Genomic DNA, 14,335 nt, shown 5'->3' with positions numbered 1-14,335 from the left:
TAATGTCAAAGAGGTGACTATATGAAAAGTAAAAATCGTTATAGATTCGTCTTTGGTGATAAACCACTCACATTGACAACGGATAAGGATAATCTCTTCATGGAAGAGGTTGAGCGTGTAGCCAAAGAAAAATATAATACTATCAAGGAAAAATTACCACAAGCTGATAATGAAACGATTGCTATTTTGATGGCTATCAATTCGCTTTCTACTCAGCTTAGTCGTGAGATTGAAGTTGAAAAGATGGAAAAAGAATTGACGGCTCTTCGCGCTGAAGCGATTGTAGATATTAAGGAGAAAGCCAGCAAGTCTGATTCCGATGAGGATTAATTATGTTATCAATTCTTCTTGTATTGATTTTAATCTGGCATTTTTATATCGGTTATTCACGTGGGATTATTTTGCAAACCTACTATTTTATAGCAAGTATTGTCTCACTTGTGATTGCTAGCCAGTTTTATCAAACATTAGCTGAAAAAATAACGCTGTGGATTCCCTATTCTAATGCTAGTCAGGGAGCAACGGTGAATTTTTTCACGGACGTTAATATTTTTGATTTAGATCAAGTTTATTATGCGGGAGTAGCTTTTACAGCCATTTATGTGGTGGTTTATTTGCTTTTTCGTTTCATTGGTATTTTGGTGCATTTGGCGCCAATCAATCACTTTGATAATGTTAAAATGAATTGTGTCAGTGGTGTTTTAGCGATTTTAGTCACATTGATATTTTTCAATCTTGTATTTACAATATTAGCGACTGTTCCTATGACGACGGTGCAAAATATTCTATCAGGCAGCTTTCTTGGGCGCGTGATTGTCAATGATTTGCCACCTTTATCGAATATTATAAAAGCGTTATGGGTAACAGCGATTCTAGGATAATAAAGGAGTCTGGGGTAAATCACCTCAGACTTGTTCAATATATAATAAAAGCATCAGCGTGCCTAGGAAGCACGAGAAAAGTTAGGTTTTTGGTATAATAAAGATATGAACAACAGAATTTTAGAACAGTTAGAATTTGATAAAGTCAAGCAACTTTTTGCTGGCTATTTACAGACTGAGCAAGGCCAAGACGAGTTACGTAAACTTGAGCCAATGACTGAGCCTGACCGCATTTCACGTTCCTTTGATGAAATGTCGGACATGGAACAGATTTTCATTGAACACCATTCTTTTGGAATGGGGAGTTTGCGTGACATTTCTGAAAGTATGCGTCGCTTGGAATTGGATGCTGACGTTAATATTTCAGAAATTATCGACATCAAGAAAGTCTTGCAAGTCTCAGCTGAAATCAAGCATTTTTATAATGATTTGGAAAATGTAGAGTTGTCTGCATTAAATACTCTTTTTGAGAAGATTGAATTGTTGCCAAGTCTGCAAGGTAGCTTACAAGCGATTAATGACGGTGGTTTCATTGAAAATTTTGCAAGTTCAGAATTAGACCGTATTCGTCGCCAAATCAATCATGACGAAGGTAGAGTTCGTCAAATTTTGCAGGATATTTTGAAAAAACAAGCTGATCATTTGACAGAGACTTTGATTGCTAGTCGTAATGGTCGTGCGGTTTTGCCTGTGAAAAATAGCTACCGCAACCGTATTTCAGGGGTTGTGCATGATATTTCGGCATCAGGAAGTACGGTTTATATTGAACCGCGCGCAGTAGTGCAACTTAATGAAGAAATCACGCAATTGCGAGCAGATGAACGTCACGAAATGGCACGTATTTTACGTGAATTGTCAAATATGCTTCGCCCACATACTAATATTATTCGTAACAATGCGTGGGTTTTAGGGCATTTGGATTTTGTTCGTGCTAAGTTCCTCTTCATGCAGGAAAACAACGCAATCGTGCCACAATTATCAGCAGATAAAACCGTGCAACTATTACAAGCTCGCCACCCGCTTTTGACCGATCCAGTCGCCAATGACCTTCATTTTCTTAACGAATTGACCGTTATTGTTATTACAGGCCCAAATACTGGTGGTAAGACAGTCATGTTGAAAACATTAGGCTTAGCGCAGCTTATGGCGCAATCAGGCTTGCCAATCTTGGCTGACAAAGGTAGTAAAATCGCCGTATTTAATGAGATTTTTGCAGATATTGGCGACGAGCAATCTATCGAACAAAGTTTGTCAACATTTTCAAGTCATATGACAAATATTGTTGAGATTTTGGCAGCAGCAGATAAAGATAGTCTTGTCTTGGTTGATGAATTGGGAGCAGGAACTGACCCACAAGAAGGTGCCAGTCTTGCGATTGCCATTCTTGAACACCTTCGCCTCATGGAAATTAAAACCATGGCAACGACACATTATCCAGAATTGAAAGCTTACGGTATTGAGACAGAATTTGTGGAAAATGCCAGCATGGAATTTGATACAGAGACATTAAGTCCAACTTATCATTTTATGCAAGGTGTACCAGGGCGCTCAAATGCCTTTGAAATTGCTCGTCGTCTTGGTTTAGTAGAGATTATTGTCAATGAAGCAGAGCGTTTGACAGACTCTGATACGGATGTTAACCATATCATCGAGCGTTTGGAAGAACAAACCCATGAAAGTCGTAAACGACTTGACCATATCAAAGAAGTGGAACAAGATAACCTCAAATTCAATCGTGCGGTCAAGAAACTTTATAACGAATTTTCACATGCCAAGGACAAAGAACTTGAAAAAGCTCGCGCCAAAGCGCAAGAAATTGTGGATAAAGCCATGACAGAGAGTGAAGAAATTCTCAAAAATCTTCATGATAGAGCAAGCCTTAAACCGCATGAAGTTATTGAAGCCAAAAGTCAGCTGAAAAAATTGGCGCCTGAAGTTGATTTGTCGAAAAATAAAGTCATCAAGAAAGCTAAAAAATTGCGCGCACCGCGCGTGGGTGATGACATTGTCGTCACAGCTTACGGACAACGCGGAACATTGGTTAACCAAGGGAAAAACGGGAAATGGGAAGTGCAAGTTGGTCTTATTAAAATGACACTTAAAGAGGACGAATTTACCCTTGTTAAAGTTCAAGAGGAAGCCCAAAAGCCGAAGAAAAAACAAGTCAATGTGGTCAAGAAAAGCAAAAAATCAGCTGGTCCACGTGCCCGCCTTGATCTACGTGGTAAACGTTATGAAGAAGCCATGCAAGAATTGGATGAATTTATCGACCAAGCCTTGCTAAATAACATGGCACAAGTCGATATTATTCACGGTATCGGAACAGGTGTTATCCGTGAAGGTGTCACAAAATACCTTCGCCGCAACAAACACGTCAAATCATTTGGTTATGCCCCACAAAACGCAGGTGGCAGCGGCTGCACCATTGCAAATCTAAGGTGAAGATAGAAAAAGTCTTTTTTCACAATTCAGAATAACTACCAAAAAACTCTTCCTGAAAAATGGAAGAGCTTTTTGTTTGTAGAAAATGCACATAAAATTTATTTTTGTCCGAGTAGAATCATTTGGTCGATAGAGCGGCGTGCACCATTGATTGTTTCTTCATCTAGGGTGATTTTTTCGCCTGCTTGACCGAGTAGGCAATTATAAATGTCAGCTAGCGTTGTCATTTTCATATTGTGGCAAACGCACTCGGTTGACAGCAGATAGAAACGTTTGTCTGGACATTCGAATTGCAAATGTTGGACAATACTGCTTTCGGTACCGATGATAAATTCTTTTTCAGAACTGTTTTTGGCGTAAGCCATGATTTCTGTGGTACTTCCTGCAAAATCAGCTAATTCGGTTACCTCTGCTAGACATTCTGGGTGAACAAGAACTTTGGCATTTGGATGTTCTTCACGCGCACGAATGACATCACGTTTACGCATGCGCATATGCGTTGGACAGCCACCTTTGAAAAATTCAAATTGCTTATTAGGACATTGTTCAGCGACCCATTGTCCAAGATTGCGGTCTGGAACAAAAAGGATTTTGTCATTGTCAATGTTACTGATGATTTTGACAGCAGAAGAAGATGTCACACAAACGTCAACAAGTGTTTTTACTTCTGATGTTGTGTTGATATAAGCAACAACGGTGTAATCTGGGTGAGCTTCCTTTAACCAGCTGACTAACTTTTTATCAATTTGCGCAGCCATTGGACAGCCAGCCATTGGATTTGCTAGGATAGATGTTTTTTCAGGAGATAGAACCTTGACAGTTTCTGCCATGAAACGAACGCCACACATGATAATTGTGTCTTGTGGTGCTTTGGCAGCGTATTTACTCAAGGCAAAAGAGTCACCGACAAAATCAGCCACTTCCCAAATATCCTGACTTTGGTAGGCATGGGCTAAAATGCAGACCCCCTTTTCCTTTTTGAGACGTAAAATCTCATCTTGCATCTCTCTTGTATTCATTGTAGATTGTGGTATCCTTCCTTGAATTGTCTTAGTTATATATTATAGTCCTGCAAGCTATTGGTGTCAAGACACCTGTAAATAATTTTACTTATATGTCTTGTCAGGTGTAAAGTTTAGTGGTAAAATGTTTCCTAAGTCGTATGATTTAATAACTAACCTATTTTAAATAGTGTTAATAAAAGTGACGGTTACAGTTTTAGTTCACTTGTAATTGTCAAAAAAAGAAGGTTTGTATGAAAACAAATGTACTTATTGTAGGGAGTGGTTGTTCAGGGCTTTATACGGCGCTGAATTTGCCGCAAGGACTTCAAATTACTATTATTACTAAAGATACATTAGAAAATAGCGATTCCTTTTTAGCTCAAGGTGGAATTTGTATGTTAAAAGATGATTCGGATTATGAATCGTTTTTTGAGGACACTTTGCGAGCTGGTCATTATGAGAATGACAAGGTTTCTGTTGATTTGATGATTAAGTCATCACCTGATGTTATCGAAGATTTGCTTGATTTTGGTGTGGATTTTCAACGTGATGAAAATGGCAATCTAGTCTTTACACGTGAGGGTGCGCATTCGGATAAACGCATTCTCTTTTATCAAGACACAACAGGAAAAGAAATCACAAGTAGATTGCTTGCTGCGGTTAAAAAGCGTCCAAACATTACGTTGATGGAACACACCTGTTTGCTTGATATTTTAGAAGAAGATAATCGTTGTTACGGTGGCGTGGTGCGTCTTGAAAATGGTGATTTGGAAAAAATCACAGCTGACGTGACTGTTCTTGCCAGCGGTGGTGTTGGTGGTTTGTATAAAAACAGCACCAATTTCAAACATTTGACAGGTGATGCGCTAGCTATTTCTCTAAAACATGACATTGAACTCAAGGATATGTCTTATGTGCAAATTCACCCAACCACTCTTTATCAAGAAAATCCAAAAGAACGCTTATTTTTGATTTCTGAATCCGTTCGTGGGGAAGGGGCACTGCTTTACGATAAAAATATGAATCGTTTTGTGGATGAATTGCAGCCTCGTGACGTTGTAGCACAAGCTATTTTAAAACAAATGGAAAAAGACGGCACAGACCATGTTTGGGAAGATTTACGCACCATTTCCAAAAAAGAATTGGAAGAGCATTTTCCAAATATCTTGGCACATTGTCGTGAGGCTGGCTATGACCCATTCACAGAATGTATTCCTGTCGTGCCAGCGCAGCATTATTTCATGGGTGGAATTAAGGTTAATCACCACAGCAAAACAACCATGGATGCTCTGTATGCGGTTGGTGAAACAGCTTGTAATGGTGTGCATGGGCAAAACCGTCTGGCAAGTAATTCGCTGCTTGAAAGTCTCGTTTTTGCGAAACGTGCGGCTAAAGATTTGGTGGCTCACTATGAAACAGTTGCTAAATTGCCAGAAAGCTTGTCAGAGCTAGATTTGGAAGATTATCAAGACCAAGAAAGTCTCGAAGAGGACTACAAGAAAATGGTGCTTGAAAAGTTAACCGAGCAAAATCAACTGGCTAGTTGTATTGTATAGTCAGAATTGAGAAAAGAAAGGATAATGATGTTAGACCCAATTACCCTAAAATTAAACGTTGACCCGCTCATTTTGAGTGCTTTGTCTGAAGATATTAACAATGAAGATGTCTCAACGAATAGTGCTATGCCTGAAAATGTGGCTGGTCAAGTTGATTTGATTTGTAAAGAAGATGGGATTATCTGTGGCTTACCTGTTTTTGAACGCGTTTTTTACTTGCTTGACCCAACGACAACCTTTGACGTTTGGGTGAAAGACGGTGAAGCTGTCAAGGCAGGACAACATTTGGGAACCGTTCGTGGTGATATTCGTGTCTTACTATCAGGAGAACGTACGGCTCTTAACTATTTGCAACGCATGAGTGGCATTGCGACTTACACGCATGAAATGGCAGAGCTGTTGAAAGACAGTCCGATTACACTTCTTGATTCACGTAAGACCACGCCAAATAATCGTATTTTTGAAAAATACGCTGTTAAAGTTGGCGGCGGTAAAAATCACCGTTACAATTTATCAGACGGTGTCCTGTTGAAAGATAATCACATTGGCGCAGCAGGTGGTGTCAAGGAGGCTGTTCTTGCTGCTAAAAATTATGCTCCGTCTGTTCGTAAAATTGAAATCGAAGTTGAAACGCTTGAAATGGTCAAAGAAGCTATGGAAGCAGGTGCTGACATTATCATGCTTGATAATATGGACCATGACACAATGAAAGAAGCAGTTGCTGTGGTTAATGGCAAGGCAGAAATCGAAATTTCTGGAAATGTGACTAAGGAAAATCTGGCTTCTTATGTTGATTTGAATGTCCAATATGTCTCAAGTGGAGCAATTACTCATTCTGCTAAAATTTTGGATTTATCCCTTAAAAATCTACATCCTGTTGATAACTGAGTTGATGAATTTCCAAAAGCAAAAATTATGGTTTGAAAAATCCCCAGCTCTTTAAAAGTTGGGGATTATAGGTTGACAACTAAAAAAGGAAAAGCAGTAATCCACAGACGATTCCAACGAGAAAACCCACCATGACATCGCGAGGATAATGTACACCGCCTAAAACGCGGCAAAGTGCAATCACTAGGGATAATATCAGAAAGAAAATGCCCAAAATAAGGTTCAACCGTAAAATAGCCATGCTGATAATGGTTGCCGAAAAGACATGACGACTTGGCATAGATTGTCCCTTGGTATTTTTTAAAATAAGTGGTGTGATGTTCCAAGTCTCGTAAGGACGAGGGGCATTGAGTAGCTTGCGCACAACTGATACTAACACAAATGAAATAGCTGGGATAAGAATGAAAGCAATCAACCTATTTGGCTGTTTACAAAACAGGTAAATTAGCATTAGCGGATAAACCAAATACATGATTTTTGTTAATAAACTATTGACAATTTGCAGGCAACGAATGGCGGTCGGTTTATTCTGAAAACTTCGTGTCAGCTTGTTATAAAATATATCGTAATTTTTCATAGCAGTCCTTTATGTGAGAATAGCTTTATTATAGCATATAAGTCAGACAGATATGGAAAATGAGAAGTTTTCAAAAAATTGTTTTCCGTAGCAATTAATTGTCAAATCAACAATTTTCTCGTAAAATAGGCTCATAAACTAATAGAAAAGGAAATGAACTTTAGGATTGTTTAGCTGGTCGTAGTTTACTTTTTAATAAGGTATTTTCCAGTAACCTCTAGAGTTCTAGGTAATTTATTATGGCACATAATATTACAGATGCGACATTCGAAGCAGAAACAAGTGAAGGGCTTGTCCTTATTGACTTTTGGGCAACTTGGTGTGGTCCATGTTTGATGCAAGCGCCAATTTTGGAACAATTGTCAGAAGAAATCGATGAAGACGAACTTAAAATCGTCAAAATCGATGTTGATGAAAATCCAGATACTGCACAAAAATTTGGTATCATGTCAATTCCAACATTGCTGTTCAAAAAAGACGGCGAAGTTGTGAAACAAGTGGCTGGTGTCCACACAAAAGAACAAATCAAAGAAATCATTACTGAATTAAGCTAATGATAGGGAGTGAGACAAATAAAGTCTCCAGTGGAGATTTTATTCATGAGCCTAAAAATTAAAAAGCGAATCAGTAGTTTCAAAGAAACTTGATTTTCAGCAAGTCTTAATTTCTTGTTGCTGATCTAAAACGGTCTATCCCCAGACCGTTTTTGACACTTACTTCGTAAGTTGTATTTCCCAATTATAAAGGTTCCCCGAACCTTTATAACTCACCCCTGCATGGCTCGAAAGATTTGGGAATCTTTCGAGGTGGGAGATAGAGTCAAGTGAAGATTGACATCGAAAAAGGGTTGTAAAAGCTGATTTATCAGCGTATTAGAACGCAGTCAACAGTGATTGATTGCTCAAACAATTGAAAATTGTTTGAGGTTGGAAATCTAGCTTGCAGTGCAAGCGTCAAAAAGTGCCTAATCGATTGTGCATGGGAAACTCTAAGTTGACTAAAGTTGGTAATCGCTGTTTTAATATGCCTTGACAGCAACCTTCAACAGTCTATTTCTGAATTGTTAAAGTCCAAACCACTGCGTCTTACAATAATAACTATATAAGAAAGAATCTGGGTACTTTTGTTCTAGGTTCTTTTTTATCAATTAATGAAGCTTTCGGCTTGACTTAGAGTTAACTCAAAGGTATATAATGACCATGTCAAGAGGATGAAACTCTGACAAGGTTTACTCCCTAGATGTTGTGAACTAGAAAATAGAAAGGTTTGATTGTCATGTTTGGTGATAATTGGACTTGTCTGACGATGTTGTAAACTTCATTTAGAAGCGTGGGAAACTTGAGTGATAGTTGTTATCCCAAATTTTAGAAAGGAAAGGTTCGATTGTCATGTTTGATATGATAATTGAACCTGCCCTACTGACTGTGTAAAAAAGATAAATCTTCCTATATGCAAGCATTGTCGGTCGATTTCCTATTTTTACTTTGTCGTATACGGGCTCGGTATTTTATTTATGAAATCTGCTATTTTTGAAAAAGCTGGTCTGATGACTGTTGAAGAAGTGGCTAAGCCAACTTTGCAAGCTGACGATGATGTCATTATCAAGGTTGTTCGTGCATGTGTCTGTGGTTCTGACCTTTGGTCTTATGCTAATGGTGATGAAAAAGCTGCACATTCTGAAAACTCAGGTCACGAAGCTCTTGGTATTGTTGAAGAAGTTGGTTCTGCCATTACGACTGTACAACCTGGTGATTTTGTCATCGTGCCATTTACTCACGGTTGTGGGGAATGTGATGCTTGCCGTGCTGGTTTTGACGGAACGTGTGATAACCACCCTGGCTACACAAACTGGTCTTCTGGTTTCCAATCAGAATATGTCCGTTTCCACTATGCTAACTGGGCTTTGATTAAAATCCCTGGGCAACCGTCTGATTATTCAGAAGGTATGATGAAATCACTCCTTACTTTGGCTGATGTTATGCCAACAGGTTACCATGCTGCGCGTGTTGCCGATGTAAAACGTGGCGATAAAGTCGTTGTTATTGGTGATGGAGCGGTTGGACAATGTGCCGTTATTGCGGCGAGAATGCGCGGAGCTTCTCAGATTGTCTTGATGAGCCGACACGAAGACCGTCAACAAATGGCGCTTGCTTCAGGAGCTACCGCTGTCGTCGCTGAACGCGGTGAAGAAGGCATTGCTAAGGTTCGCCAAATTCTCGGCGGCGGAGCTGACGCTGCTCTTGAATGTGTCGGTACAGAAGCCGCTATCGAGCAAGCTCTCGGTGTTATCCACAATGGCGGACGTGTTGGATTTGTTGGTGTCCCTCATTACAATAATCGTCCGCTAGGGTCAACATTTGCACAAAACATTACTGTCGGAGGCGGTTCAGCTTCTGTCACTACCTACGATAAACAACTCCTTCTCAAAGCAGTTCTTGACGGTGATATCAACCCAGGTCGCGTCTTTACAAATACTTATCGCTTGGATGACATTAACCAAGCCTACAAAGATATGCAAGACCGCAAAACCATTAAATCAATGATTGTCGTGGATTAATCATAGTCAGGAACACTTTGGTTAAAAATGTTTAGTGCAACAATTATTATTGGAGACGAGTCTGAGACAAGAGTAACTCAAAGCAAAAAGCAACAGTTTTGATACTGTTGCTTTTTGATTTGTAGCAAGGCTATCTCATGTATCTTCACTGTAACACAAATCAAACAAACTTACCATTAGAAATTGCTTCTTGTTTGTCTACTCACAAGGGGTCTTTTCTGGACGGAAAATCGAAAAAATAATGGTTGAAAACTTGGGATGCCCTATCTAATAGGTCAACTTGTCGTCTCTTAGCGGACTATCAATCAATTTTGAGTAGTAGCTAGTATGGAAAGATAAAAGAAAACTTAAACGCCGTCAGCTTAAGAAAGCAGTCAGATTTTCGCACAACGCAAAGTTGATGTGGAATCAGTCTTCGGTTAGATAAAGGCTTGTTTGGGTTATAAACGCTGTAACCTACTGAAATACAACAAGAAATTAACTAATAAAAAAGAGAAACTCACACTAAATATGACTCTCTCTTTTTTATTAGCTGAGAATTCTTCTTATCTCAGAAGTGTCTTATTTTCTAGGAAGTTTATGTAAACTATCATAATAACAACTCTTTTCTATATTGCCCAGGGGTTTTTGAGAATTTCTTTTTAAAAAGTCGATTAAAATGTTCAATGTTGTTAAAACCACATTGTGTAGCAATTTGAGAAATAGGGTAAGTAGTTGATTCTAAAAGATTTTTGGCTTTGGTAAATTTGATTGATAGAACAATCTCTGTAAAAGATTCACTAGTTAATTCTTTTATCATTCGAGAACAATAGTTACTAGAAAAATTAAAATGTTCTGCTAGTTGTTTTAGAGTGATGTCTTTAAAGTGATGCTCAATATAGGCAATCATTTGAATGATAATATGATTACCTTGGAATGGTTTATATGGAAATGAAATAGAGTGTTCATAATTTTGTAGAATGAGTGAGAAGACATGAATAATCTGTGCGTTTCTAACAAGCTCATAAAATGGTTTTTGCTCCAGGGTTTGGCCATACATATCTAAAATAATATTTTTGATTTCACTATCCTTGAGGGTGTCTATCAGCATATAACTATTTTGTTCGTAGAGATAAAGTGATTGGTTAAAAAAATCTGAAATAATATTAGACTTTCTCAAAAGATTGTAAAAAATATCTTCAAAAGTTCGTCTCCAAATAATGATATTTAAGACGATACTATCATCAAATACGCCTATACTATGTGTTGTACGAGGAGGAATTAAGCAAAACTGTCCTTCGGTTAACGTAAATTTAAAATCATTTATTTCCTCTTGGCATGAACCGGATACGCAATAAACTAATTCATAAAATGAGTGTTCGTGCTTAAAAGCTGGTGTATATCGAAAATGTTTGAGGACTGTTAGTTCTTTGATAAGGTCTCGTTGATCCATGATTTCCTCATTCATAAAAGTTGGTCTCCAGCTTCCTTTAATATCTGGGACAATAAGGCGTTTTTGATATAATTCGTTAGGATCAAATTGACTTAAAAATGATTTTTTTGAATTGAGATTTTGTTTAGCAAGATAGTATTCTCTATAAAAAATTTCATGTTCTTCATACGTTTTAAGTTTTTGCATGATTTCCTCACGATTCATATTTCTCTCCTAAATCAAAAATAGACGATACTAACGATGCATCTGCTTACAAATATTATACTCTTTCTTCTTTGAGAAGTCATAATTAATCAATTAAAATTGATATTATATATCATTTTTATTTCTGTTTTTTTATAATATACTGAAACCATCAAAGTGAAAGGGGTTTCAATATGGAGACTGCTACTTGCAAGACTTCAAAAGTTTTTCTCTGGCGACAGAGAGTTGGATATGGTGCTGCTGACTTTGCATGTAATCTTGTATGGCAGATGATATCACTTTATCTTCTTTATTATTATACAGACATTGCTGGTTTATCTGGCTTCCAGATAGCTACTATGTTTGTTATTTGCCGTATTATTGATGGAATTACTGATTTGTTAATTGGATATGCAATTGATAAAACTCAGACAAAGTTTGGAAAATCTCGACCCTATTTTTTGTGGGGTGCAATTCCTTTTTCCGTATTTGCTTATTTAGCGTTTTCTGTGCCATTAGGTTTTAGTGTTACTCATAAATTAATATATTGTTATGTGACTTACATTGGCTTATCGTTCATGTATACGGTTGTTAATATTCCAATGGCTTCTATTTTACCTGCACTGGCAGATGATGCACAAGAACGGACCAATCTGGCAACGATAAGACAATTCTTTGGTTTTTTAGGTGCGACGGTTGTGTCATCTTTAGGATTAAAATTAGTTGATTCCTTTGGGCAGGGTGATCAAGCGCTGGGGTTTAGATACGTTATGTTGCTATTTGGAGTAATCGGCACATTAATTTTCTTTTTTACTTTTTTTAGTGTAAGAGAAAATGAAGTGAAGGTAAATGAAAAAATAAGTTTTGGAGCATCTATCCGTGCATTATGGCAAAATGGGCCATGGAAAATTTTTGCTTTGAATATTTTATTTATGTTTGGTGCCTATTATCTTCAATCGGGTGCGTTAGTTTATTATTTTACTTCTGTAGTAGGAGATAAGAAGTTATCAGTAGTAGTAGCAACTATCACATCTATAGTTCCCGTATTATCAAATTTAACAGTTCCATTTCTATCAAAACTAACAATCAAGCGTAATCTATTTATGATTTCGTCTTTAATTCAAGTCTTAGGAATTCTATTAATATTATTTTCTGAAAAAAATAATATCGGTATCATTACTGGAGCAATTATTTCAGGGATAGGTATGGGAATAAAAATGTCAATTTATTTCTCAATGCAAGCTGATCCAGTTGACTATGGAATATGGAAAACAGGAATAGATACTGCTGGAAGTTTATCGGCTATTAATGGTTTTATAGGAAAAGTAGCACAAGCAGTAGCTGGTGGTCTATCAGGAATATTAATTGCTATTGGTGGTTATCAAGGTGGAAGTATGACCCAAACGGATTCAGCGTTGTTTGTAATTTCAAGTATGTATCTTTATATTCCTATGATTATGATTTTAATATCAATGTTGATTATGTCATTCTATAAACTTGACTATCTACATCCACAAATTCAAAAAGAGTTATCAGAAAGGAAGATTGTATTATGAAAGAAAAAACAGTCTCATATTATCGTCCATTACTTTATAGTGCTGGATTTGGTTCAATTTTAGGTTCAGGAATTATTGTTGGAATAGCATCAACGATTACAGTTTGGCAAAAGGTTTTAAATCTAAGTGCGGGTCAAGTAGGTTTGATTTCTAGTTTATTAACATTTTCGATTGCAGCAGGCTCTTTATTAGCAGGAAATATTAGTAAAAAATTTGGTCTTATTCGTGCATTTAACTTTTTAAATATTTTTTTTATTATAGGCACACTTTTAGTTTTATTTGCTAATAATTTTGTGATGCTTGTTTGTGGCACAGTTATTGCAGGGTTTATTTCAGGCGCAGATTTACCTATCTCTTTGACAGTGATTTCTCATGATGCTCCAAATAAAAAAATTAGCGCTGAACTAGTGTCAGGAACTCAAGTGTATTGGACAGTTGGTATGTTGGTTGCAACTATTGTAGCATTTCTCACTTCAACTTTGCCTGGCGCAATGTCTGCACAGATTGTTATGGGAGTTTTGCTTATTATTGCTTGTTTAACACTTTTTATGAGAAACAATAACGCTAAACTTAAAAAGATCCATACTGAAGCACAGTATATAGAAAAGAGTGAAGAAACAGTTAAAGAAAAAGTTTCGGTATTTAAACTTTTGTTTGGAAAAGATAAAAAATATTTAATGTTCTTTATTTGTATTTTAGTGTTTTATTGTGGCTGGAATCTATTAGCTAATACTTTTGGTCAGTTTCAAACATATATGCTAGTTAAGGCTAATGCCTCACAATCTTTTGCTACAGGGTCAGGACTCATTTTAACAATGGTTTGTTTAGTGATTGCAATGATTTTTTCTAAAATTGCTGGTGGGCATCGCAGAAATGTTGCTTTCTTCTGGGGTATTGTCATCATGGTTGCCGCTTTATTAGGTCTTGCAATGAGTGGTAGCAATTTAATAATGATTGTTGTTTGGCTTGCTTTCCAAAATATCGGATCAACGTTTGCTGGTGAAGCCATTTATAAGGTATGGACACAAGAATCTTTTCCAGATAATTACCGATCAGGTATTCAAGGATTTATTAATGGCTTTTCGCGATTATGCTGTGCAGCTTTTGCACTGATTACACCGGTACTTGTTTTACCAGAGAATATTCGCAGCACTATGATTGGATTTGCGGTTTTAATTGCCGTTGCTGGCGGATTTGGTTATATACAAATTCGTTTGCAAAAGAAATACGGTTTAAGTGGACATGAAAAGGAGTAGATA

General features: G+C 37.2%; 12 protein-coding genes. 9 read left to right on the top strand and 3 right to left on the bottom strand.

Translation table 11 applies throughout. The annotated features are described in order from the left end of the window. Window positions 1–21: 21 nt before the first annotated feature. The 3 genes from zapA (at window position 22) to CCC20_RS04335 (ending at window position 3,323) form a co-directional block, all read left to right on the top strand. A complete protein-coding gene (zapA, locus tag CCC20_RS04345; RefSeq protein WP_003066449.1) occupies window positions 22–330 on the top strand; it encodes a cell division protein ZapA in 309 nt (102 codons plus the stop codon). Window positions 331–332: 2 nt separating this feature from the next. Then, window positions 333–881 (top strand): CvpA family protein, encoded by a 549-nt coding sequence (locus CCC20_RS04340; RefSeq protein WP_003066448.1) that lies wholly within the window; start codon window positions 333–335, stop codon window positions 879–881. 105 nt (window positions 882–986) lie between these two features. Beyond that, window positions 987–3,323, top strand: a complete 2,337-nt coding sequence (locus CCC20_RS04335) for an endonuclease MutS2 (RefSeq protein WP_285394673.1) — start codon at window positions 987–989, stop codon at window positions 3,321–3,323. A 98-nt stretch (window positions 3,324–3,421) separates the two neighbouring features. On the opposite strand, the gene nadA is transcribed toward CCC20_RS04335, so the two are convergent. Beyond that, complete coding sequence (gene nadA / locus CCC20_RS04330) at window positions 3,422–4,342, bottom strand: quinolinate synthase NadA (RefSeq protein WP_013852246.1); 921 nt, start codon at window positions 4,340–4,342, stop codon at window positions 3,422–3,424. A 236-nt stretch (window positions 4,343–4,578) separates the two neighbouring features. On the opposite strand from nadA, the gene CCC20_RS04325 reads away from it, so the two are divergent. Together CCC20_RS04325 and nadC are read left to right on the top strand one after the other, a co-directional pair. Continuing rightward, window positions 4,579–5,883 (top strand): L-aspartate oxidase, encoded by a 1,305-nt coding sequence (locus tag CCC20_RS04325; RefSeq protein ID WP_285394675.1) that lies wholly within the window; start codon window positions 4,579–4,581, stop codon window positions 5,881–5,883. A 27-nt stretch (window positions 5,884–5,910) separates the two neighbouring features. Further along, window positions 5,911–6,771 (top strand): carboxylating nicotinate-nucleotide diphosphorylase, encoded by an 861-nt coding sequence (gene nadC / locus CCC20_RS04320; protein WP_287180420.1) that lies wholly within the window; start codon window positions 5,911–5,913, stop codon window positions 6,769–6,771. Window positions 6,772–6,850: 79 nt separating this feature from the next. Here nadC and CCC20_RS04315 read toward each other — a convergent pair whose 3' ends face one another. After that, window positions 6,851–7,348 carry a phosphatase PAP2 family protein gene (locus tag CCC20_RS04315; protein ID WP_003066443.1) on the bottom strand — a complete coding sequence of 166 codons (498 nt, stop codon included), beginning with the start codon at window positions 7,346–7,348 and terminating at the stop codon, window positions 6,851–6,853. 239 nt (window positions 7,349–7,587) lie between these two features. Here CCC20_RS04315 and trxA point away from each other — a divergent pair, with 239 nt between their 5' ends. Together trxA and CCC20_RS04305 are read left to right on the top strand one after the other, a co-directional pair. Beyond that, a complete protein-coding gene (gene trxA / locus CCC20_RS04310; protein ID WP_013852243.1) occupies window positions 7,588–7,902 on the top strand; it encodes a thioredoxin in 315 nt (104 codons plus the stop codon). Between the two features lie 959 nt (window positions 7,903–8,861). After that, window positions 8,862–9,905 (top strand): alcohol dehydrogenase catalytic domain-containing protein, encoded by a 1,044-nt coding sequence (locus CCC20_RS04305; RefSeq protein ID WP_013852242.1) that lies wholly within the window; start codon window positions 8,862–8,864, stop codon window positions 9,903–9,905. Between the two features lie 589 nt (window positions 9,906–10,494). Here CCC20_RS04305 and CCC20_RS04300 read toward each other — a convergent pair. Continuing rightward, window positions 10,495–11,541, bottom strand: coding sequence for an AraC family transcriptional regulator (locus CCC20_RS04300; protein WP_013852241.1), 1,047 nt, complete (start codon window positions 11,539–11,541; stop codon window positions 10,495–10,497). A gap of 173 nt (window positions 11,542–11,714) precedes the next feature. Here CCC20_RS04300 and CCC20_RS04295 point away from each other — a divergent pair, with 173 nt between their 5' ends. Further along, window positions 11,715–13,076, top strand: coding sequence for an MFS transporter (locus CCC20_RS04295; RefSeq protein ID WP_058692489.1), 1,362 nt, complete (start codon window positions 11,715–11,717; stop codon window positions 13,074–13,076). Beyond that, on the top strand, window positions 13,073–14,332 hold the full coding sequence (locus CCC20_RS04290) for an MFS transporter (RefSeq protein WP_013852239.1): 1,260 nt from the start codon (window positions 13,073–13,075) through the stop codon (window positions 14,330–14,332). Before CCC20_RS04295 ends, CCC20_RS04290 begins: the two co-directional genes overlap by 4 nt. Window positions 14,333–14,335 lie beyond the last annotated feature (3 nt).

It is taken from the genome of Streptococcus sp. LMAG:39, assembly GCF_008680485.1.
GTDB classification, from domain to species: Bacteria; Bacillota; Bacilli; order Lactobacillales; family Streptococcaceae; genus Streptococcus; species Streptococcus pasteurianus.
Note: the sequence above shows the minus strand (reverse complement) of the source record. Positions and strands in the feature narration are given on the sequence as shown.

Coding starts and splice junctions, on each gene's coding strand:
- zapA (WP_003066449.1), top strand. CDS start 22: ATGAAAAGTAAAAATCGTTATAGATTCGTCTTTGGTGATAAACCACTC.
- CCC20_RS04340 (WP_003066448.1), top strand. CDS start 333: ATGTTATCAATTCTTCTTGTATTGATTTTAATCTGGCATTTTTATATC.
- CCC20_RS04335 (WP_285394673.1), top strand. CDS start 987: ATGAACAACAGAATTTTAGAACAGTTAGAATTTGATAAAGTCAAGCAA.
- nadA (WP_013852246.1), bottom strand. CDS start 4,342: ATGAATACAAGAGAGATGCAAGATGAGATTTTACGTCTCAAAAAGGAA.
- CCC20_RS04325 (WP_285394675.1), top strand. CDS start 4,579: ATGAAAACAAATGTACTTATTGTAGGGAGTGGTTGTTCAGGGCTTTAT.
- nadC (WP_287180420.1), top strand. CDS start 5,911: ATGTTAGACCCAATTACCCTAAAATTAAACGTTGACCCGCTCATTTTG.
- CCC20_RS04315 (WP_003066443.1), bottom strand. CDS start 7,348: ATGAAAAATTACGATATATTTTATAACAAGCTGACACGAAGTTTTCAG.
- trxA (WP_013852243.1), top strand. CDS start 7,588: ATGGCACATAATATTACAGATGCGACATTCGAAGCAGAAACAAGTGAA.
- CCC20_RS04305 (WP_013852242.1), top strand. CDS start 8,862: ATGAAATCTGCTATTTTTGAAAAAGCTGGTCTGATGACTGTTGAAGAA.
- CCC20_RS04300 (WP_013852241.1), bottom strand. CDS start 11,541: ATGAATCGTGAGGAAATCATGCAAAAACTTAAAACGTATGAAGAACAT.
- CCC20_RS04295 (WP_058692489.1), top strand. CDS start 11,715: ATGGAGACTGCTACTTGCAAGACTTCAAAAGTTTTTCTCTGGCGACAG.
- CCC20_RS04290 (WP_013852239.1), top strand. CDS start 13,073: ATGAAAGAAAAAACAGTCTCATATTATCGTCCATTACTTTATAGTGCT.